The organism is Streptomyces sp. NPDC003034, assembly GCF_053591375.1.
This window is the reverse complement of record NZ_JBSFTS010000022.1, coordinates 26584-47321: the sequence shown is the minus strand read 5'-3', so window position 1 is coordinate 47321 and position 20738 is coordinate 26584. Positions and strand designations below refer to the sequence as shown.

The window sequence follows — 20738 nt, the reverse complement described above, 5'->3', positions numbered from 1 at the left end:
ACGGCTCGCCGGACCGCCGCGCCTCAAACGCCGGCGGGGCCGGAGTCGTCCGGCGGGGCCGCAAGGGCCGGGCCGGTACGGAAGGAGGCCATCCGCAGGCCCGGGGCCGGGGAGAAGTCCGCGCCGCGGAGGAAACCAAGGCGTTCGTACAGGCTCACCGCGGGCGCGTTGGCGGCGCCGGTCGTGACCTCGACAGTGCGGCCGGGGAAGCACTCGGTCAGCGCATGGCGCACCAGCAGGGACGCGATGCCCCGGCGGAACCAGCTGGGGTCCACGCAGAGCCGGTCGATGCTGACGACGCCGTCCGCCGCTTCCTCCTCCGCCTCCTCCCAGGCGAGGAAGCCCGCGATCTCCCCGTCCTCGGCGACGGCCCCGAGCCAGCTCAACGGCCGCGCCCGCATCCGCGCGAGGCTCTCGCGGAGCGCGGGAATGCCGTCGAAGCCGATCAGCTCGGCCTCCACCGCGTACGCGGACCGCCCGATCCGGTGCACGGCGCTCGCGGTGGCGTCGTCGGTCAGGTCCAGCGGACGGACGTGCGTGCTCGGCATGCGGCCCAGGTTAGCGACGGCGACGCCACCGGCCGGGCTTCGGGGTGGGGCGGGGACACTCCGGGGCGTCCCCGCAGGCCGAGCGAACCCACCGCCGGGCGACGGGCCGGTTCGGCTCAGGGTTCGCGAGCCGAGGAGACGCCCCGGAGGGGCTCCGCCCCACGGGTCGCCTGCTCCCGCGCACCCGGGCGGGCACAGCCGCACCCCGGCCGGGCACAGCCGCGCCAGGTCCCCGGCCGGGCCGCGGGACGCGGACCGGGCGGGCCCGCGTCGTAACCGTTTAGCGGCGCGGCCACTCCGCTCGGTACGATTCAGGCGCGCAGTGTTCGCTCGCGCACCCCCTCAGTCAGGAGAGACCGGTGTCAGACGTCCGTGTGATCATCCAACGCGATTCCGAGCGGGACGAGCGCGTGGTGGCCACGGGCACTACGGCGGCCGAGCTGTTCGCCGGTGAGCGCACCGTCATCGCCGCGCGCGTCGCGGGCGAGCTCAAGGACCTCAGCTACGAGGTGCGGGACGGCGAGAGCGTCGAGCCGGTGGAGATCTCCTCCGAGGACGGCCTGAACATCCTGCGCCACTCCACCGCGCACGTCATGGCGCAGGCCGTGCAGGAGCTCTTCCCCGAGGCCAAGCTGGGCATCGGCCCGCCGGTCCAGAACGGCTTCTACTACGACTTCGACGTCGCCAAGCCCTTCACCCCCGAGGACCTCAAGGTCATCGAGAAGAAGATGCAGGAGATCCAGAAGAGGGGCCAGCGCTTCTCCCGTCGCGTGGTCACCGACGAGGCGGCCCGCGAGGAGCTCGCGGACGAGCCGTACAAGTTGGAGCTCATCGGCATCAAGGGCGCCGCGTCCACCGACGACGGGGCGAACGTCGAGGTGGGCGCCGGCGAGCTGACCATCTACGACAACCTGGACGCGAAGACCGGCGAGCCGTGCTGGAAGGACCTCTGCCGAGGCCCCCACCTGCCGACCACCCGCAACATCCCGGCGTTCAAGCTCATGCGCAACGCGGCCGCCTACTGGCGCGGCAGCGAGAAGAATCCGATGCTCCAGCGCATCTACGGCACAGCCTGGCCGTCGAAGGAGGAGCTGAAGGCCCACCTCGACTTCCTCGCCGAGGCCGAGAAGCGCGACCACCGCAAGCTCGGCAGCGAGCTGGACCTCTTCTCCATCCCGGACGAGATCGGCTCCGGCCTCGCCGTCTTCCACCCGCGCGGCGGCATCATCCGCCGGACCATGGAGGACTACTCGCGCCGCCGGCACGAGGAGGAGGGCTACGAGTTCGTCTACTCCCCGCACGCCACCAAGGGCGCCCTCTTCGAGAAGAGCGGCCACCTGGACTGGTACGCGGAGGGCATGTACCCCCCCATGCAGCTCGACGGTGGTACCGACTACTACCTCAAGCCCATGAACTGCCCGATGCACAACCTGATCTTCGACGCACGCGGCCGCAGCTACCGCGAACTCCCCTTGAGGTTGTTCGAGTTCGGCACGGTCTACCGCTACGAGAAGTCGGGCGTCGTGCACGGCCTGACCCGCGCCCGCGGCTTCACCCAGGACGACGCGCACATCTACTGCACCCGTGAGCAGATGGCGGAGGAGCTCGACCGCACCCTCACCTTCGTGCTGAACCTGCTGCGCGACTACGGTCTGACCGACTTCTACCTGGAGCTGTCGACCAAGGACCCGGAGAAGTTCGTCGGGTCGGACGAGGTCTGGGAAGAGGCCACCGCGGTCCTCCAGCAGGTCGCCGAGAAGCAGGGCCTGCCGCTGACCCCCGACCCGGGCGGCGCGGCCTTCTACGGTCCGAAGATCTCGGTGCAGGCGCGGGACGCCATCGGCCGTACCTGGCAGATGTCGACCGTGCAGCTCGACTTCAACCTGCCGGAGCGCTTCGACCTGGAGTACACCGCCGCGGACGGTTCGCGCCAGCGGCCGGTCATGATCCACCGCGCGCTGTTCGGTTCGATCGAGCGGTTCTTCGCCGTGCTGCTGGAGCACTACGCGGGCGCCATGCCGCCGTGGCTGGCCCCCGTCCAGGCGGTCGGCATCCCGATCGGCGACGGGCACGTGGAGTACCTCCAGGAGTTCGCCGCCGAGGCGAAGAAGAAGGGCCTGCGGGTCGAGGTGGACGCCTCCTCCGACCGGATGCAGAAGAAGATCAGGACCCAGCAGAAGCTCAAGGTCCCGTTCATGATCATCGTCGGCGACGAGGACATGGCCGCGGGCACGGTCTCGTTCCGCTACCGCGACGGTTCGCAGGAGAACGGCGTTCCCCGTGACGAGGCGCTGGCCAAGCTGGCCAAGGTCGTCGCGGACCGCGTCCAGGTCTGACCGGGGCGCGGCCGCTGCGGTCAGGCGGCACCGGAGCGGCTCCGTGCCGTTCCACGGCAGGTCCCTACGGCCGGGCCCCCGGAAGGTGATCACTTTCCGGGGGCCTTCCTCGTCCGCGCAGGCAAGGTCATATGCTTGCCGCCATGACGACTGAGCCGGAGCAGCAGATCGGTGTGGGCACGCAGGACGCGTTCCAGCGTCTGTGGACGCCCCACCGGATGGCCTACATCCAGGGGGAGAACAAGCCGACCGGTCCGGAGGCCGGCGACGGCTGCCCCTTCTGCGGGATTCCGGAGATGTCGGACGAGGACGGGCTCGTCGTGGCCCGGGGCCGGCACGTGTACGCGGTGCTGAATCTGTACCCGTACAACGGCGGCCACCTCATGGTGGTCCCCTACCGGCACGTCGCCGACTACACCGAGCTCGACGCCGCGGAGACCGCCGAGCTCGCGGACCTGACCAAGCGCGCCATGTTCGCGCTGCGCAAGGCGTCGGGCGCGCACGGGTTCAACATCGGGATGAACCAGGGCGCGGCCGCCGGGGCCGGCATCGCCGCCCATCTGCACCAGCACGTCGTACCCCGCTGGGGCGGGGACACGAACTTCATGCCCATCGTCGGGCACACCCGCATCCTGCCCCAACTCCTCGCGGACACGCGGCAGATGCTCGCCGACGCCTGGCCGGTCGACTGATCAGGCGTCGTACACGTCCGCCTTGCGCGGCGCCGGTTCCTGGATGACGCCGCTCATGATCGAGGAGCGGTTGGTGAAGCGCTCGGTGTCGACGCCGTTCTCCTCCAGGACCCTGAAGGTGGCGGCGTGCACCGCCCGCAGGACCGGCGTCACGGTGCGCAGCGCGTCATCGGCCATGAACCGGTGGCGCCACATCGGGCCCGCCCAGACGTGCCGGACGCCGAAGGGCTCCGGCAGGACCAGCTTGCCGCCGAGGTGGTCCAGGAGCGGCGGGTACCAGGTCAGGGGGGCCCGGACGGCGAGGCGTACGACCTCCTTGGCGTCCACCAGCGGCAGCTTGCGCTCAACGGTCTCCCAGAAGCGGATGCTCTTGGGCACCTCCACCACCGGCTGCACGGGTTTCGTCGTGAACAGCCCGTGTACGGGTCCCAGGGCGTGCGCGGTGACGTCGACGCGCAGGGTCTTGTAGAGCACCGTGACGGTGACCAGCATGCTGATGACGAGCTGGCCGTCCCAGAGCGGGTACTGGATGCCCAGGTAGTGCCGGTTCCCGGCGCTGAACTGCTGCTCGTTGCAGATCCGGGTGATCTCGTGCGGCTTGATCAGGAAGGTGTCGATGTTCTCGCCGGTGGGGCGGGCCACCTCGGCGGCTCCTTCGCCGACCGGGGTGACGATCCAGTGCTGGATGGCGGCGGGCGGGAAACCACCGGTGTGCAGGGGGCCGCGTTCCAGCTTGCGGAGCTCCGCGTCGACCGCCCGTATGACGTCCCAGCTGCGGAAGGGGTGGATGTCGGCGCCCTCGGTCCGCGGCGTGAGCTCCTCGGCCATCTGCCAGCTGCCCCAGCGGGTGCCCATGCCGAGTATGCCCTTGGGGCCGGCGTAGAAGACGGAGTTGCTGCGGTTCTCCGCGGTGAGTTTGGCGAGCTGGTGGCGCAGGTCCTCGCGGGCCTTCTCGTCGGGGTTGCCGGGCACGGCCTCCGGGATCTTGGCCGGGACGCCGCCGCCGGAGAGCAGCCCGTCCCAGCGGGAGCGCAGGTCGGCGGCGGTGGCCTCGCACAGCCGGCGGGCGAGGAGCCAGCCCAGGGCCGGGGCGACGATCATGGCGCGCAGGTACAGGCCCAGGAATCCGGTGAAGGGCAGCCGGAACATCAGGACCGCGATCACGAGGGCGACGCCGACCAGGAGCGCGGTGCCGATCCAGGAACCGCGAGCGCCCCTCTTGTCGGAGGACAGGCTCTGGCGGAGCTGGAACAGGCCCAGCCACAGCAGGAGTCCGGGCAGGAACAGCACGCCGCACACCAGCATGATCAGGCGGAGCTTGCGGTCGCGCTCCTTGCGGATGCGGGAGGCGGACAGGCAGTGTTCGACGACGGTCTGGGGGTCGGCGCCGAAGGACTGGATGAGCGGTTTGCGGGCGGCTGCCAGTGTCCGGACCTCGACGGCGCGGCAGAAGGCCTCGCCGAGGTTGGCTCGGAAGAGCGAGATCTTCGGGGGCTTCACCGTGGCGGGGTGGTGCTCGCTGGTGGCCTTCAGCAGGGCGTCCAGGTCGGTGTCCCGCCCGGCGTCGCGGTACGCGGCGGAGGCGAGGGCGTTGGTCGCCGCGGTCTGCCCCCCGCCGCCCTGGAGAGGAATCTGCGCCCCGGGCCTGAAGTCGAATCCGTCATCCGCCACCGCTGCCCCCATCGCTGTGCGTCGTGCGTTCGTGCTCTTGTACGCCGATGAGCCTATCGGCGCGCTACGCCCCGTGGTCATGGGACAGGGAAATGCCGCCCACCGCAACCGCGTTGGGTGGGCGGCGTGCGTAGGCCTGTCGTCAAAGTCCCTCCTGGCCCGGCTACTTTGGCGACAGGACCCGGGCCTACGTCAATCAGCTTCCCTTCTCGGACTGTTCTCGCACCTTGGCCGCGATCTGGGGCGGCATGGGCTCGTGGCGGACGTAGGCCCGGGCGAAACGGCCCGTTCCGTGGGAGACGGAGCGCAGCTCGACGGCGTAGCGGCCGAGTTCGATCTCGGGGATCTCGGCGCGCACCCGGGTGCGCCCGGGGGCGGCCTGTTCGGTGCCGACGACGCGGCCGCGGCGGCCGGCGAGATCGTTCATCACGGGACCCACGTACTCGTCGGGGACGACGACGGCGAGTTCGGCGACGGGTTCGAGGAGGTCGATGCGGGCGTCCGAGGCGGCTTCGCGCAGGGCGAGGGCGCCGGCTGTCTGGAAGGCGGCGTCGGAGGAGTCCACCGAGTGCGCCTTCCCGTCGAGGAGGGTGACGCGGACGTCGACCAGCGGGTAGCCGGCGGCGACTCCGCGGGCGGCCTGGGCGCGTACGCCCTTCTCGACGGACGGGATGAACTGGCGGGGCACGGCGCCCCCGACGACCTTGTCGACGAACTCGATGCCGCTGCCGGGCGCCAGCGGTTCGACCTCGATCTCGCAGATGGCGAACTGGCCGTGGCCGCCGGACTGTTTGACGTGGCGGCCGCGGCCGGCGGCCTTGGTGCCGAAGGTCTCGCGCAGGCTGACCCGGTGCGGTACCGGGTCGACCTGGACGCCGTAGCGGGTGCGCAGGCGTTCCAGGGCCACGTCCTGGTGGGCCTCGCCGAGGCACCACAGGACGAGCTGGCGGGTGTGCTGGTTCTGCTCCAGCCGCATGGTGGGGTCCTCGGCAACGAGCCGGGCCAGGCCCTGGGAGAGCTTGTCCTCGTCGGCCTTGCTGTGGGCCTCGATGGCGAGGGGCAGCAGCGGCTCCGGCATGCTCCAGGGCTCCATGAGGAGCGGATCCTCCTTGGCGGAGAGGGTGTCGCCGGTCTCGGCGCGGCTGAGTCTGGCCACGCAGGCCAGGTCACCGGCGATGCACCGGTCGAGGGTGCGCTGCTGTTTGCCGAAGGGGGCGGTGAGGGCGCCGATCCGTTCGTCCACGTCGTGGTCCTCGTGGCCCCGGTCCGCGAGCCCGTGGCCGGACACGTGAACGGTCTCCTCGGGGCGCAGGCTGCCGGAGAAGACGCGGACGAGGGAGACGCGGCCCACGTACGGGTCGGAGGACGTCTTGACGACCTCCGCGACGAGCGGGCCGTCCGGATCGCAGGTGACGGCGGGGCGCGGGGAGCCGTCGGGCGCGGTGACGGGGACGGGGGCCCGCTCCAGGGGGGTGGGGAAGCCGCCGGTGATCAGTTCGAGGAGTTCCAGGGTGCCCAGGCCCTGGCGGGCGCCCTCCGCGGCGGGGGCGGCCATCAGTACGGGGTGGAAGGTGCCGCGGGCGACGGCGCGCTCCAGGTCGTCGACAAGGGTCTTCATGTCGATGTCCTCGCCGCCGAGGTAGCGGTCCATGAGCCCCTCGTCCTCGCTCTCGGCGATGATGCCCTCGATGAGGCGGGAGCGGGCGTCGGCGATGAGGGTGAGCTCGGCGGGGTCCGGGTCGCGCTCGGTGCGCTGCCCCGAGGTGTACTCGTAGACGCGCTGGGAGAGCAGGCCCAGGAGGCCGGTGACGGGGGAGTGCCCGTCGGGCCCGGCGGGCCCGTACAGGGGCACGTAGAGCGGGATCACGGCGTCGGGGTCGTCGGCGCCGAAGATCTCGCCGCAGACTTCTGTCATCTGAGCGTAGTCGGCGCGGGCGGCCTCCAGGTGCGTGACGACGATGGCGCGGGGCATGCCGACGGCCTCGCACTCGTCCCAGACCATGCGGGTGGCTCCGTCGATGCCGTCGGAGGCCGAGACGACGAAGAGAGCCGCGTCCGCGGCGCGCAGACCGGCTCTGAGTTCTCCGACGAAGTCGGCGTATCCGGGGGTGTCCAACAGGTTGATCTTGATGCCGTCCCAGGCGACGGGGACGAGCGAGAGCTGGACGGAGCGCTGGCGCCGGTGCTCGATCTCGTCGTAGTCGGAGAGGGTGGCGCCGTCCTCGACCCGGCCGGCCCGGTTGACCGCTCCGGCGGTCAGGGCCAGGGCTTCGACCAGCGTGGTCTTGCCGGAACCGCTGTGGCCGACCAGCACGACGTTCCGTACGGAGGACGGTCGGTCGGCCGTCAGTGCCCTGCCGGCGGCCCCGGCTTGGTGTGATGTGGCTCCCATGATGCTCGTGCCTCCCGGTGGTGGAGGTTTCCTTGGAAGCGGGAAACGGGGTTCTTCGAGCTTTGCACCGGTGTCACACCACGTCCATACGTCGGACCGGGGGCCGCCCCGGCGGCGGCCAGGACCGGCCCGCGGGGCGCAGAACGTCCCACGCGGCACCGAACCGGTGGGTGCGCGGCGCCCGGGACGCGGCGCGCTGGCTACGATGGGCCAGCCGGTGGCCGTGGTGGCCGTGCGGCCCAGCGACCCTCCGGGAAGGCCATGCTGAACAAGTACGCGCGTGCATTCTTCACGCGTGTTCTCACGCCATTCGCCGCTTTTCTGCTCCGGCGGGGGGTGAGCCCGGACGCCGTCACCCTGATCGGCACGGCCGGAGTGGTCGCGGGAGCGCTGGTCTTCTTCCCCCGGGGAGAGTTCTTCTGGGGCACGATCACCATCACCCTGTTCGTCTTCTCGGACCTCGTGGACGGGAACATGGCCCGCCAGGCCGGCGTCTCCAGCCGGTGGGGGGCCTTCCTCGACTCCACGCTCGACCGGGTGGCCGACGCGGCGATCTTCGGCGGCCTCGCGCTCTGGTACGCGGGCTCCGGGAACGACAACGCGCTGTGCGCGGTCGCGATCTTCTGCCTGGCCAGCGGCCAGGTGGTCTCGTACACGAAGGCGCGCGGCGAGTCGATCGGGCTTCCGGTCGCCGTCAACGGGCTCGTCGAACGGGCCGAGCGGCTGGTGATCTCGCTGGTCGCGGCCGGTCTGTCCGGGCTGGAGACCTTCGGGGTGCCGTCCTGGATCGGGGTGCTGCTGCCCGTCGCGCTGTGGATCGTGGCGGCGGGCTCGCTGGTCACGCTGATCCAGCGGGTGGTCACCGTACGCCGTGAGGCCGCCGAGGCCGACGCGGCCGCCGCCGAGGGAGGCGCGGCCTGATGGGCGCCGCACGGGACAAGCTGGTCGACGGTCTGTACGGGCTCGGCTGGGCCGGGGTGAAGAAGCTGCCCGAGCCGGCCGCGGTGGCCCTCGGGCGCCGGATCGCGGACTTCGCGTGGAAGCGCCGCGGCAAGAGCGTGCTGCGGCTGGAGTCGAATCTGGCCCGGGTGGTGCCCGACGCCGGGCCGCAGCGGCTGCGCGAGCTGTCGCGGGCGGGCATGCGCTCGTACATGCGGTACTGGATGGAATCCTTCCGCCTGCCGGCCATGGACCCGGAGCGGTTCGGCACGGACGTCGAGATGAAGGACGAGCACATCCTGCGCGAGGCGCTCGCCTCCGGGCGGGGCGTCGTCGTCGCCCTGCCGCACCTGGCGAACTGGGACCTCGGCGGGGCCTGGGCCACCGGCCACATCGGCGTCCCGTTCACCACGGTCGCCGAGCGGCTCAAGCCCGAGAGCCTCTACGACCGCTTCGTGGCCTACCGCGAGAGCCTGGGCATGGAGGTGCTGCCGCACACCGGCGGCGCCGCCTTCGGGACCCTCGCCCGCCGGCTCCGCTCCGGCGGCCTGGTCTGCCTGGTCGCGGACCGGGACCTGTCGGCCTCCGGCGTCGAGGTGGACTTCTTCGGCGCCACCGCGCGCATGCCGGCGGGGCCGGCGCTGCTGGCGCAGCACACGGGCGCGGTGCTGCTCCCGGCGACCCTGTACTACGGGGCCACGCCCAAGTTGTACGGCCGGATCCACCCCGAGGTGCCGGTGCCCGGGACCGGGACGCGGACCGAGAAGACCTCCGCCATGACGCAGGCGATGGCCGACGTCTTCGCGCAGGGCATCGCGGAGCACCCGGAGGACTGGCACATGCTGCAGCGGCTGTGGCTGGACGACCTGGAGGAGCGCCCGTAGTGAAGATCGGCATCGTGTGCCCGTACTCGTGGGACGTCCCGGGCGGCGTCCAGTTCCACATCAGGGACCTGGCGGAACACCTGATCCGCCTCGGCCACCAGGTGTCGGTCCTGGCCCCGGCGGACGACGAGACCCCGCTGCCGCCGTACGTGGTCTCGGCGGGACGGGCGGTGCCGGTGCCCTACAACGGGTCGGTGGCCCGGCTGAACTTCGGCTTCCTGTCGGCGGCCCGCGTACGGCGCTGGCTGCACGACGGCACCTTCGACGTGATCCACATCCACGAGCCGGCCTCGCCCTCGCTGGGGCTGCTGTCCTGCTGGGCGGCGCAGGGTCCCATCGTGGCCACGTTCCACACCTCGAACCCGCGTTCGCGGGCGATGATCGCGGCGTACCCGATCCTCCAGCCGGCGCTGGAGAAGATCAGCGCGCGGATCGCGGTCAGCGAGTACGCCCGGCGCACGCTGGTCGAGCACCTGGGCGGGGACGCGGTGGTGATCCCGAACGGCGTCGACGTGGACTTCTTCGCCTCCGCCGAACCGAAGGCCGAGTGGGCCGGCCAGACCCTGGGCTTCATCGGCCGCATCGACGAACCGCGCAAGGGCCTGCCCGTGCTGATGGCGGCCTTCCCGAAGATCGTGGAGGCCTGCCCGGGCGTACGGCTGCTGGTCGCCGGCCGCGGTGACGAGCAGGAGGCGGTGGCCTCGCTGCCCGCGGAGCTCCGCCCGCGGGTCGAGTTCCTCGGCATGGTCTCCGACGAGGACAAGGCGCGGCTGCTGCGCAGCGTCGACGTGTACGTAGCTCCGAACACCGGCGGCGAGAGCTTCGGCATCATCCTCGTCGAGGCCCTGTCGGCGGGCGCGGCGGTCCTGGCCTCCGACCTGGACGCCTTCGCGCAGGTCCTGGACCAGGGCAGCGCGGGCGAGCTCTTCACGAACGAGGACGCCGACGCCCTGGCGTCGGGCGCCATCGCCCTGCTGCGCGACCCGGCCCGCCGCAAGGCCCTGAGCACCCGCGGCTCGGCCCACGTCCGCCGCTTCGACTGGTCCACGGTCGGAGCGGACATCCTGGCGGTCTACGAAACGGTGACGGACGGCGCCGCGGCGGTGGCCGCCGACGAGCGCGTCCCGCTCCGCACCCGCCTGGGCTTCTCCCGGGACTCCTCGGCCTGAGGCGGCTCACCCCGCGCCGGTGGCCACCCGGCCGGCGCGGGGCGCCGTACGCGGTGATCCGGCCGCAGCGGAGGAGGCCCCCGGGGGCCGGGGCGCGCAGGGGGTGCGTCCCAGCGGGTAGTGTCGCCGCCCGTGATCGAAACCCTTGTCTGGATCGCCCTGGCTCTCGGTGTCATCGGGGTCTACCTCAGCTGGACCGCCGGCCGGCTCGACCGGCTGCACGCGCGGATCGACGCCGCGCGCGCCGCCCTGGACGCGCAGCTGGTGCGGCGGGCGTCCGTGGTGCTGGAGGTGGCCACCTCGGGGGTGCTCGACCCCGCGTCGTCCCTGGTGCTGTACGAGGCCGCGCACGCCGCCCGGCAGGCCGAGGAGGAGCAGCGGGAGGTCGCCGAGAGCGAGCTGAGCCAGGCCCTGCGGGCCGTCTTCGCCGACGCCCACCCGGTCGAGGTGCTCAAGGCAGCCCCGGGCGGGGCGGAGGCCACCGAGGACCTGGCGGCGGCGGTGCGCCGGGTGCCCATGGCGCGGCGCTTCCACAATGACTCCGTACGGGCCGCCCGCGCCCTGCGCGAGCACCGCAAGGTGCGCTGGTTCCGGCTGGCGGGGCACGCGCCCTTCCCGCTCGCCTTCGAGATGGACGACGAGCCGCCGGTGGATCTTGCCGATCGGCCCGTCTGAGGCCGCCGGGGGACTCGTACGCACCACACCGGCGCGGCCGGGGAGCCACCCGCTCCATATTGGCCCTTGCAGTGGACTGGTCGGCGGGGGTTTCCTCTGTCGGGTACCACCTGCACGACCCGGTACCACCGAGTACCCGTCTTCCTTTCGAGTGAGGTCAATCCGTGAGCACGCTTTCCTCCACCCCGCAGTCCGAGTCCTCGGCGATCGGCACCTCGCGCGTCAAGCGCGGCATGGCCGAGCAGCTCAAGGGCGGCGTGATCATGGACGTGGTCAACGCCGAGCAGGCGAAGATCGCCGAAGACGCCGGCGCCGTGGCCGTCATGGCCCTGGAGCGGGTCCCGGCCGACATCCGCAAGGACGGCGGGGTCGCCCGCATGTCCGACCCCAACATGATCGAAGAGATCATCGAGGCCGTCTCGATCCCCGTCATGGCCAAGTCCCGCATCGGGCACTTCGTCGAGGCCCAGGTCCTGCAGTCCCTCGGCGTCGACTACATCGACGAGTCCGAGGTCCTGACCCCGGCCGACGAGGTCAACCACTCCGACAAGTGGGCGTTCACCACCCCCTTCGTCTGCGGCGCCACCAACCTGGGTGAGGCCCTGCGCCGCATCGCCGAGGGCGCGGCCATGATCCGCTCCAAGGGCGAGGCCGGCACCGGCAACGTCGTGGAGGCCGTCCGCCACCTGCGCCAGATCAAGAACGAGATCGCCCGCCTGCGCGGCTACGACAACAACGAGCTGTTCGCCGCCGCCAAGGAGCTGCGCGCGCCGTACGAGCTGGTCAAGGAGGTCGCCGAGCTCGGCAAGCTCCCGGTCGTGCTGTTCTCCGCCGGTGGCGTCGCCACCCCGGCCGACGCCGCGCTGATGCGCCAGCTCGGTGCCGAGGGCGTCTTCGTCGGCTCCGGCATCTTCAAGTCGGGCGACCCGGCCAAGCGCGCCGCCGCCATCGTGAAGGCCACCACCTTCTACGACGACCCGAAGATCATCGCGGACGCCTCCCGCAACCTGGGCGAGGCCATGGTCGGCATCAACTGCGACACCCTGCCCGAGTCCGAGCGCTACGCCAACCGCGGCTGGTAGCCCGTCATGACCAACACCCCCGGCACCCCTGTCATCGGGGTCCTGGCCCTGCAGGGCGACGTACGGGAGCACCTGATCGCCCTGGCCGCGGCGGACGCCGTGGCCAGGCCGGTCCGGCGTCCCGAGGAGCTCGCCGGGGTCGACGCCCTGGTGGTCCCCGGCGGCGAGTCCACGACGATGTCGAAGCTCGCCGTGCTGTTCGGCATGCTGGAGCCGCTGCGCGAGCGCGTACGGGCCGGCATGCCGGTGTACGGCACCTGCGCCGGCATGATCATGCTCGCCGACAAGCTGCTCGAAGGCCGTGAGGACCAGGAGACGCTGGGCGGCATCGACATGATCGTCCGCCGCAACGCCTTCGGCCGCCAGAACGAGTCCTTCGAGGCGAAGATCGACTTCGCGGGCATAGCGGGCGGCCCGGTCGAGGGCGTCTTCATCCGGGCCCCGTGGGTCGAGTCCGTCGGCGCGGGCGCCGAGGTGCTCGCCACGTACGACGGCCACACGGTCGCCGTGCGGCAGGGCAACGTCCTGGCCACCTCGTTCCACCCCGAACTGACCGGCGACGACCGCGTTCACGCGTACTTCGTCGACATGGTGCGCGCGGGGCTGTAATCAGGTCCCGGTAGGATCGGTGGCGAACACTGTTGGTGACGCGAAGGAGACAGGCGGATGTCCGGCCACTCTAAATGGGCTACGACGAAGCACAAGAAGGCCGTGATCGATGCCAAGCGCGGCAAGCTCTTCGCGAAGCTGATCAAGAACATCGAGGTCGCGGCCCGTACCGGTGGCGCCGACCTGGACGGCAACCCGACGCTGTTCGACGCCGTTCAGAAGGCCAAGAAGCAGTCCGTCCCGAACAAGAACATCGACTCCGCGCTCAAGCGCGGAGCGGGTCTTGAGGCCGGTGGCGCCGACTACGAGACCATCATGTACGAGGGCTACGGCCCGAACGGCGTCGCGGTACTCATCGAGTGCCTCACCGACAACCGCAACCGCGCCGCGTCCGACGTGCGGGTCGCCATGACCCGCAACGGCGGCTCCATGGCCGACCCGGGCTCGGTCTCCTACCTGTTCAACCGCAAGGGCGTCATCGTGCTGCCCAAGGGCGAGCTGTCCGAGGACGACGTCCTCGACGCCGTGCTGGAGGCCGGTGCGGAAGAGGTCAACGACCTGGGTGACAGCTTCGAGATCCTCAGCGAGGCCACGGACCTGGTGGCGGTCCGCACGGCCCTCCAGGAGGCCGGCATCGACTACGACTCGGCCGACTCCAACTTCGTCCCGACCATGCAGGTGGAGCTGGACGAAGAGGGCGCGCGCAAGATCTTCAAGCTGATCGACGCCCTGGAGGACAGCGACGACGTGCAGAACGTCTTCGCCAACTTCGACGTGTCGGACGAGGTCATGGAGAAGGTCGACGCCTGAGCGGGCGCCACGGCCGTCACGGCCGCGACGGCTTTCACGGCGGGCCGACGGGACACACCCCGTCGGCCCGCCGTCGCTTTGTGCGCGATGTCAGTGGTGCCGGATAGCCTGACGGCGTCATAGGGGTGTTCGCCTGTTCGGACGCGGCCGCCGACCGGCCGCTGGCCTGGCGGCGGTCCGGCGACGGCCGGGAGACGGCCGCGGCGTTCAGCCCGGTCCGCGAGGGCGGCGCCGGTTCCGGCGCGAAGGGGGTGGGTGGGCGTGCGCGTTCTCGGTGTGGACCCGGGGCTGACGCGGTGCGGTGTCGGCGTGGTCGAGGGAGTCGCCGGCCGTCCCCTGACCATGCTCGCGGTGGGGGTCGTACGGACGCCCGCCGATGCCGAGCTGGGCCGCCGGCTCGTCGCCGTCGAGCAGGGCATCGAGGAATGGCTGGACCGCCACCGGCCCGAAGTCGTCGCCGTGGAGCGGGTCTTCAGCCAGCACAATGTCAGCACCGTGATGGGCACCGCCCAGGCCAGCGCCGTCGCCATGCTCTGCGCGGCACGCCGCGGCATACCGGTCGCCCTGCACACCCCGAGCGAGGTCAAGGCCGCCGTCACCGGCAGCGGCCGGGCCGACAAGGCACAGGTCGGGGCCATGGTCACCCGGCTGCTGCGGCTGTCCGAGCCGCCCCGGCCCGCCGACGCCGCCGACGCCCTCGCCCTCGCCATCTGCCACATCTGGCGGGCCCCCGCCCAGAACCGCCTCCAGCAGGCGGTCGCCCTGCACGCCTCGAAAGGCCGTACCCGATGATCGCCTTCGTCAGCGGCCCGGTCGCCGCGCTCGCCCCCACCCTCGCCGTCATCGAGGTCGGGGGAGTGGGCATGGCCGTCCAGTGCACGCCGGCCACCATCGCGAGCCTGCGGACCGGCGAGCAGGCGAAGCTCGCGACCTCGCTCGTCGTCCGGGAGGACTCCCTGACCCTCTACGGCTTCGCCGACGACGACGAGCGGCAGGTCTTCGAGCTGCTGCAGACCGCGAGCGGGGTCGGGCCGAGGCTCGCGCAGGCCATGCTGGGCGTGCACCGGCCGGACGCGCTGCGGCTGGCGGTGTCCACGGGCGACGAGAAGGCGCTGATGGCGGTGCCGGGCATCGGCAAGAAGGGCGCCCAGAAGCTGCTGCTGGAGCTGAAGGGGAAGCTGGGGGCTCCGCTGGGCGCCGGCGGGCTGGTGGGGGCCCAGCGGGCCGTGACGACCGGCCCCGCGCCGTGGACCGAGCAGCTCCAGGCCGCGCTGATCGGGCTCGGCTACGCGTCCCGGGAGGCCGATGAGGCCGTTTCGGCGGTCACCCCGCAGGCCGAGGCGGCCATCGCCGCCGGGGGCTCGGCGCCCGTACCGCAGCTGCTGAGGGCGGCCCTCCAGACCCTGAACCGGTCCCGGTGACCCCGCGCCAGCTCGCCGGCTGCCGGGACATGGCCCGGAACCCCGCACCGGACTGCTCGCCGGCCGCGCCGGCCGGCAGCCCGCCGCCTGCGGCGGCGGGGGCGGGGGCGGGGGCGGGGGCGAGAGATCACCGTACGAACCGAGAAGGCAGACTGACACCGTGAACTGGGACGACGAGAGCACCGCCGAGGACGAGGCCCGCATCGTCGCCGCCGCGGCGGACGGGGAGGACACAGCCGTCGAGGCGGCGCTGCGGCCCAAGGACCTCGGGGAGTTCGTCGGTCAGGAAAAGGTCCGCCAGCAGCTGGACCTCGTCCTCAAGGCGGCCCGCCAGCGGGGGGCCACCGCCGACCACGTCCTGCTGTCCGGTGCGCCCGGCCTCGGCAAGACCACCCTGTCGATGATCATCGCGGCCGAGATGGGCGCGCCGATCCGCATCACCTCCGGCCCCGCCATCCAGCACGCCGGTGACCTCGCGGCCGTCCTCTCCTCCCTCCAGGAGGGGGAGGTCCTCTTCCTCGACGAGATCCACCGCATGTCCCGGCCCGCCGAGGAGATGCTGTACATGGCCATGGAGGACTTCCGCGTCGACGTGATCGTCGGCAAGGGCCCCGGGGCCACCGCGATCCCCCTGGAGCTGCCACCCTTCACCCTGGTCGGGGCCACCACCCGGGCCGGACTGCTGCCACCGCCCCTGCGTGACCGCTTCGGCTTCACCGGGCACATGGAGTTCTACGCCCCCGAGGAGCTGGAGCGGGTCCTGCACCGCTCCGCCCGCCTCCTCGACGTGGAGATCGACACCGCCGGAGCCGCCGAGATCGCCGGGCGTTCGCGCGGCACCCCGCGCATCGCCAACCGGCTGCTGCGCCGCGTGCGCGACTACGCCCAGGTCAAGGTGGACGGCGTGATCAACCGCGAGGTGGCCCGTACCGCGCTCCAGGTCTACGAGGTGGACGCACGCGGGCTCGACCGGCTGGACCGGGCCGTACTGGAGGCGCTGCTCAAGCTGTTCGGCGGCGGGCCGGTCGGGCTGTCGACCCTGGCCGTGGCCGTCGGCGAGGAGCGGGAGACCGTGGAAGAGGTCGCGGAGCCGTTCCTGGTCCGTGAGGGACTGCTCGCGCGTACCCCGAGGGGGCGGGTGGCCACGCCCGCCGCATGGGCCCACCTGGGGCTCGTACCGCCGCGGTCCGGCGGGAGTGGATCAAGCGGACAAGCGGGCCTCTTCCGAGCCTGACGGCGCGGAGGTTCGCGCCCTCAGGAACCGCGGTGCCATGCTGGGCGTTGTTCCATCGGTGCGGACTCGCCTAGACTCCGCCGATGCCGACCCTTCAGGTTGGTATGCCCACCCCCCGTAGAAGAAGGCCGTCTCCCAATACGGTCGTGCGAAGGATCTCCGTCCCGTGAATCTCGTGACACTCCTCCCGTTCATCGTGCTCATCGGGGCGATGTTCCTGATGACCCGTTCCGCGAAGAAGAAGCAGCAGGCGGCCGCGCAGATGCGCGACCAGATGACGCCCGGTACGGGCGTCCGCACCATCGGCGGCATGTACGCCACGGTGAAGGAGATCGGCGATGACACCGTCACCCTTGAGGTGGCCCCCGGCGTCCACGCGGTCTACGCGAAGAACTCCATCGGCGCGGTGCTGGAGGACGCGGAGTACAACCGCATCGTCCACGGCATCAGCGACGAGCCCGCCGACGAGACCCCGGTCGTCCCGGACGACGCGTCCTCGCTGATCGAGGCCCCGAAGACGGACCTCGCCAAGGACTCCGACACGGACGCGGCGCCCAAGCTCGACCTCGGCAAGAAGGACGAGCCCGAGGCCGGCAAGTCCGACGGCAAGACCGACGGCAAGACCGACGGCGAGGCCGGCGCGAAGTAGCGCGCGGCCGGGGGCCGCGAAGGCGCCCACCGGCGGCCGCCGCGGTCCCCGTCAGTGACACTTCTGCGGGGGGCAGGGGTCCCCACCACACATTCGTGGCCGTCCGCGCGCTGACCCGGCGCGGGACGGTTGGACAGGGAGAAACGACAAGGTGGCAGCACCGAAGAAGGGCCGGCGGCCCACGGGGGCTCAGGGGAGGCCGGGGCGTGCCCTGGCGGTCATCCTGATCGCGATGGTGGCGCTCACCGCGGGGATGTTCCTCTCCAAGCAGACGACTCCCCGGCTGGGCATCGACCTCGCCGGCGGTACGAGCATCACGCTCAAGGCCAAGAGCGAGCCCGGCAAGCCGGACGCGATCAACGAGACCAACATGAACACGGCGGTCGGCATCATCGAGCGCCGCGTCAACGGTCTCGGCGTGTCGGAGGCCGAGGTCCAGACGCAGGGCCGCGACCACATCATCGTGAACATCCCCAAGGGGACGAACGAGCAGCAGGCCCGCGAGCAGGTCGGTACCACCGCCCAGCTGTACTTCCGCCCGGTCATCGCCTTCGCGGACGGCGCCCCCGTCGCCCCCGAGGGCAGCCAGAGCCCGAGCCCCTCGGCGAGCGGCTCCGGCGCACCGAAGGCCGAGGACGGCAACAAGTCCAGTCCGTCGGCCACCCCGTCGTCCAGCGCCACTTCCCAGGGCCGTGCGCTCAGTGAGGCCCTCAAGGCCCCGAACGCCCCCACTCCCTCGCCCTCGGCGAGCGAGTCGAAGAAGGCAGACGACAACAAGGCTCCGGCCCCTTCCCCGACGCCGTCGGGCGACGAGGCCGCCGCCGCGGACCTGCAGGCGAAGTTCGCCGCGCTGGACTGCAACGACGAGGCGCAGCGCGCCGCCGCCGGCAAGGGCGCCAAGCCCGAGGAGCCGATGATCGCCTGCGGCAAGCGCGGCGACACCTGGGGCAAGTGGGTCCTGGGCCCGGCCCAGGTCAACGGCCAGGACGTGAAGGAAGCCAAGGGAGTCATCGACCCCCAGCGCGGCATCTGGATCGTCACGATGCAGTTCACCGACAAGGGCGCCGACAAGTTCGCCAAGATCACCGGTGAGCTGGCCACCAAGCAGATGCCGCAGAACCAGTTCGCCATCGTGCTCGACGGCGAGGTCATCTCCGACCCGTCCGTGAGCCAGGCGCTGACCGGCGGCAACGCCGAGATCACCGGCGGCTTCACCCAGCAGTCCGCCCAGGACCTGGGCAACATGCTCTCCTACGGCGCCCTGCCGCTCTCCTTCAGCGAGGACAGCGTCACCACCGTCACCGCCGCGCTCGGCGGCGAGCAGCTGAAGGCCGGCCTGATCGCCGGCGCCATCGGCCTGATCCTCGTGGTCATCTACCTGCTGGTGTACTACCGCGGACTGGCGTTCATCGCCATCGTCAGCCTCCTGGTGTCCGCGATCCTCACCTACACGATCATGGCCCTGCTCGGAAAGGGCATCGGCTTCGCGCTGAACCTGCCCGCCGTGTGCGGTGCGATCGTGGCCATCGGTATCACCGCGGACTCCTTCATCGTGTACTTCGAACGCATCCGCGACGAGATCCGCGAGGGCCGCACCCTGCGTCCGGCCGTCGAGCGCGCCTGGCCGCGCGCCCGGCGCACCATCATGGTCTCCGACTTCGTGTCGTTCCTGGCGGCCGCGGTGCTGTTCATCGTCACGGTCGGCAAGGTGCAGGGCTTCGCCTTCACGCTGGGTCTGACTACCCTGCTCGACGTGGTCGTGGTGTTCCTCTTCACCAAGCCCGTCATGACGCTGTTCGCGCGTACGAAGTTCTTCTCCAGCGGCCACCCCTGGTCCGGGCTGGACCCGAAGCGGCTCGGCGCCAAGCCGCCGCTGCGCCGGGCCCGTCGTACCGGCGCCGTCCCCGCCCCCGTCGACGTAAAGGAGGCGTGAGAGATGTCGAAGCTGGGAGATCTCGGCGCCAAGCTGTACCGCGGTGAGGTCGGCTACGACTTCGTCGGCAAGCGCTTCGTCTGGTACGGCGTTTCCATCCTGATCACCATCACGGCGATCGTCGCCCTGGCCGTCCAGGGCCTCAACATGGGCATCGAGTTCAAGGGCGGTGCCGTCTTCACCACCCCGAAGACGGCCGTCTCCGTCGCCAAGGTGACGGAGCGCGCGGAGGAGGCCTCCGGCCACGACGCGATCGTCCAGGAGCTCGGCACCGGCGGCATGCGGATCCAGATCTCCGGCCTGGACACCGACTCCGCGACCGGCGTGAAGAAGCAGCTCGCCACCGACCTCAAGGTCACCGAGGCCGACATCAACGCGGACCTGGTCGGCCCCAGCTGGGGATCCCAGATCGCGAACAAGGCCTGGACGGGCCTGGGCATCTTCATGATCCTCGTGGTGATCTACCTCGCCATCGCCTTCGAGTGGCGGATGGCCGTCGCCGCGCTGATCGCGCTGATCCATGACCTCACCATCACCGTCGGCATCTACTCGCTCGTCGGCTTCGAGGTCACTCCGGGTACGGTCATCGGCCTGCTGACCATCCTCGGCTACTCCCTCTACGACACCGTCGTCGTCTTCGACGGTCTGAAGGAGGGCTCGAAGGACATCGCCAAGCAGACCCGCTACACGTACGCCGAGATCGCCAACCGCAGCATCAACGGCACCCTGGTCCGCTCGATCAACACCACGGTCGTGGCGCTGCTCCCGGTCGGGGCCCTGCTGTTCATCGGCGGCGGCTTCCTGGGCGCGGGCATGCTGAACGACATCTCGCTGTCGCTGTTCGTCGGCCTCGCGGCCGGTGCGTACTCCTCGATCTTCATCGCGACCCCGCTGGTCGTGGACCTCAAGGAGCGCGAGCCGGCGATGAAGGCGCTGAAGAAGCGGGTGCTCGCGAAGCGGGCGGCCGCGGCGGCGAAGGGCGGATCCGGGGAAGAGGGCTACGAGTCCTCCTCCGACGGCGACGACGAACCGCAGGCACTGGCGCAGGGCCGGGCAGGGCGGCGCCGGTGACCACCCTCCCGTCCGACGTGCACGAGCTGCTGCTCGGCCGGATCAAGGACGTACCGGACTATCCGAAGCCGGGCGTGATGTTCAAGGACATCACGCCGCTGCTGGCCGACCCCAAGGCCTTCGCCGCGCTGACCGACGCGCTGGTGGAGCTGGCCGGGCGGTACGGCGCCACGAAGATCGTCGGACTGGAGGCCCGCGGGTTCATCCTGGCGGCTCCCGTGGCCGTCCGGGCCGGCATCGGCTTCGTACCGGTGCGCAAGGCGGGCAAGCTGCCGGGGGCGACCCTCGGACAGGTCTACGACCTGGAGTACGGCACCGCCGAGATCGAGGTCCACGCCGAGGACCTGAAGGCGGGTGACCGGGTCATGGTCATCGACGACGTACTGGCGACCGGCGGCACGGCGGAGGCCTCGCTCCAGCTGATCCGGCGCGCCGGAGCGGAGGTCGCGGGAGTGGCGGTCCTGATGGAGCTGTCGTTCCTGCCGGGGCGCCTGCGGCTGGCCGGTGCGCTGGCGGGGGCTCCGTTGGACGCCCTGATCGTGGTCTGACGTTCCGCTCCGAAGCGGCGGGTACCGGGTCTCCCGGTGCCCGCCGCTTCCGCGTGCGCCGCCCGCCCGGCCGCC

General features: G+C 71.4%; 19 protein-coding genes. 16 read left to right on the top strand and 3 right to left on the bottom strand.

The annotated features are described in order from the left end of the window. Nucleotides 1-23 precede the first annotated feature (23 nt). Nucleotides 24-548 carry a GNAT family N-acetyltransferase gene (locus tag ACWDX7_RS21295; RefSeq protein ID WP_451490634.1) on the bottom strand — a complete coding sequence of 175 codons (525 nt, stop codon included), beginning with the start codon at nt 546-548 and terminating at the stop codon, nt 24-26. Nucleotides 549-907: 359 nt separating this feature from the next. Here ACWDX7_RS21295 and thrS point away from each other — a divergent pair, with 359 nt between their 5' ends. Both thrS and ACWDX7_RS21285 read left to right on the top strand, forming a co-directional pair. Next, nucleotides 908-2884 carry a threonine--tRNA ligase gene (thrS, locus tag ACWDX7_RS21290; protein WP_451490633.1) on the top strand — a complete coding sequence of 659 codons (1977 nt, stop codon included), beginning with the start codon at nt 908-910 and terminating at the stop codon, nt 2882-2884. Nucleotides 2885-3015: 131 nt separating this feature from the next. After that, nucleotides 3016-3576, top strand: coding sequence for an HIT family protein (locus tag ACWDX7_RS21285; RefSeq protein ID WP_451490632.1), 561 nt, complete (start codon nt 3016-3018; stop codon nt 3574-3576). Here the strand turns inward: ACWDX7_RS21285 and ACWDX7_RS21280 are convergent, their stop codons facing one another. Next, nucleotides 3577-5247 (bottom strand): hypothetical protein, encoded by a 1671-nt coding sequence (locus ACWDX7_RS21280; RefSeq protein ID WP_451490631.1) that lies wholly within the window; start codon nt 5245-5247, stop codon nt 3577-3579. Nucleotides 5248-5443: 196 nt separating this feature from the next. Then, on the bottom strand, nt 5444-7639 hold the full coding sequence (locus tag ACWDX7_RS21275; RefSeq protein ID WP_451490630.1) for an elongation factor G-like protein EF-G2: 2196 nt from the start codon (nt 7637-7639) through the stop codon (nt 5444-5446). A 261-nt stretch (nt 7640-7900) separates the two neighbouring features. Here ACWDX7_RS21275 and pgsA point away from each other — a divergent pair, with 261 nt between their 5' ends. From pgsA to ACWDX7_RS21205, 14 genes are all read left to right on the top strand, one after another. After that, nucleotides 7901-8560: a phosphatidylinositol phosphate synthase gene (gene pgsA, locus ACWDX7_RS21270; RefSeq protein ID WP_451490629.1), complete on the top strand. Its 660-nt coding sequence runs from the start codon at nt 7901-7903 to the stop codon at nt 8558-8560. Further along, on the top strand, nt 8560-9462 hold the full coding sequence (locus ACWDX7_RS21265) for a phosphatidylinositol mannoside acyltransferase (protein WP_451490628.1): 903 nt from the start codon (nt 8560-8562) through the stop codon (nt 9460-9462). The genes pgsA and ACWDX7_RS21265 overlap by 1 nt, the downstream gene beginning before the upstream one ends. Beyond that, entirely contained in the window at nt 9462-10631 is a 1170-nt protein-coding gene (locus ACWDX7_RS21260; RefSeq protein ID WP_451490627.1) for a glycosyltransferase family 4 protein, read from the top strand. Before ACWDX7_RS21265 ends, ACWDX7_RS21260 begins: the two co-directional genes overlap by 1 nt. A 132-nt stretch (nt 10632-10763) precedes the next feature. Beyond that, nucleotides 10764-11306 (top strand): hypothetical protein, encoded by a 543-nt coding sequence (locus ACWDX7_RS21255; protein WP_451490626.1) that lies wholly within the window; start codon nt 10764-10766, stop codon nt 11304-11306. A gap of 164 nt (nt 11307-11470) precedes the next feature. Continuing rightward, nucleotides 11471-12388: a pyridoxal 5'-phosphate synthase lyase subunit PdxS gene (gene pdxS / locus ACWDX7_RS21250; protein ID WP_451490625.1), complete on the top strand. Its 918-nt coding sequence runs from the start codon at nt 11471-11473 to the stop codon at nt 12386-12388. A 6-nt stretch (nt 12389-12394) separates the two neighbouring features. Beyond that, nucleotides 12395-12997 (top strand): pyridoxal 5'-phosphate synthase glutaminase subunit PdxT, encoded by a 603-nt coding sequence (pdxT, locus tag ACWDX7_RS21245; RefSeq protein ID WP_451490624.1) that lies wholly within the window; start codon nt 12395-12397, stop codon nt 12995-12997. Between the two features lie 57 nt (nt 12998-13054). Beyond that, nucleotides 13055-13807 carry a YebC/PmpR family DNA-binding transcriptional regulator gene (locus tag ACWDX7_RS21240; protein WP_451490623.1) on the top strand — a complete coding sequence of 251 codons (753 nt, stop codon included), beginning with the start codon at nt 13055-13057 and terminating at the stop codon, nt 13805-13807. Nucleotides 13808-14068: 261 nt separating this feature from the next. Further along, entirely contained in the window at nt 14069-14599 is a 531-nt protein-coding gene (ruvC, locus tag ACWDX7_RS21235) for a crossover junction endodeoxyribonuclease RuvC (protein ID WP_451490622.1), read from the top strand. Beyond that, on the top strand, nt 14596-15228 hold the full coding sequence (gene ruvA, locus ACWDX7_RS21230) for a Holliday junction branch migration protein RuvA (RefSeq protein WP_451490621.1): 633 nt from the start codon (nt 14596-14598) through the stop codon (nt 15226-15228). The genes ruvC and ruvA overlap by 4 nt, the downstream gene beginning before the upstream one ends. A gap of 160 nt (nt 15229-15388) precedes the next feature. Next, nucleotides 15389-16462: a Holliday junction branch migration DNA helicase RuvB gene (ruvB, locus tag ACWDX7_RS21225; RefSeq protein ID WP_451490620.1), complete on the top strand. Its 1074-nt coding sequence runs from the start codon at nt 15389-15391 to the stop codon at nt 16460-16462. Between the two features lie 166 nt (nt 16463-16628). After that, nucleotides 16629-17111: a preprotein translocase subunit YajC gene (gene yajC / locus ACWDX7_RS21220; RefSeq protein ID WP_451490619.1), complete on the top strand. Its 483-nt coding sequence runs from the start codon at nt 16629-16631 to the stop codon at nt 17109-17111. Between the two features lie 151 nt (nt 17112-17262). Next, nucleotides 17263-19044 carry a protein translocase subunit SecD gene (gene secD / locus ACWDX7_RS21215; protein WP_451490618.1) on the top strand — a complete coding sequence of 594 codons (1782 nt, stop codon included), beginning with the start codon at nt 17263-17265 and terminating at the stop codon, nt 19042-19044. 3 nt (nt 19045-19047) lie between these two features. After that, complete coding sequence (secF, locus tag ACWDX7_RS21210; protein ID WP_451490617.1) at nt 19048-20115, top strand: protein translocase subunit SecF; 1068 nt, start codon at nt 19048-19050, stop codon at nt 20113-20115. Next, the gene (locus ACWDX7_RS21205; protein WP_451490616.1) at nt 20112-20663 is read left to right on the top strand and encodes an adenine phosphoribosyltransferase; all 552 of its coding nucleotides are present in this window, start codon (nt 20112-20114) and stop codon (nt 20661-20663) included. Before secF ends, ACWDX7_RS21205 begins: the two co-directional genes overlap by 4 nt. The last annotated feature ends 75 nt before the right edge of the window (nt 20664-20738 follow it).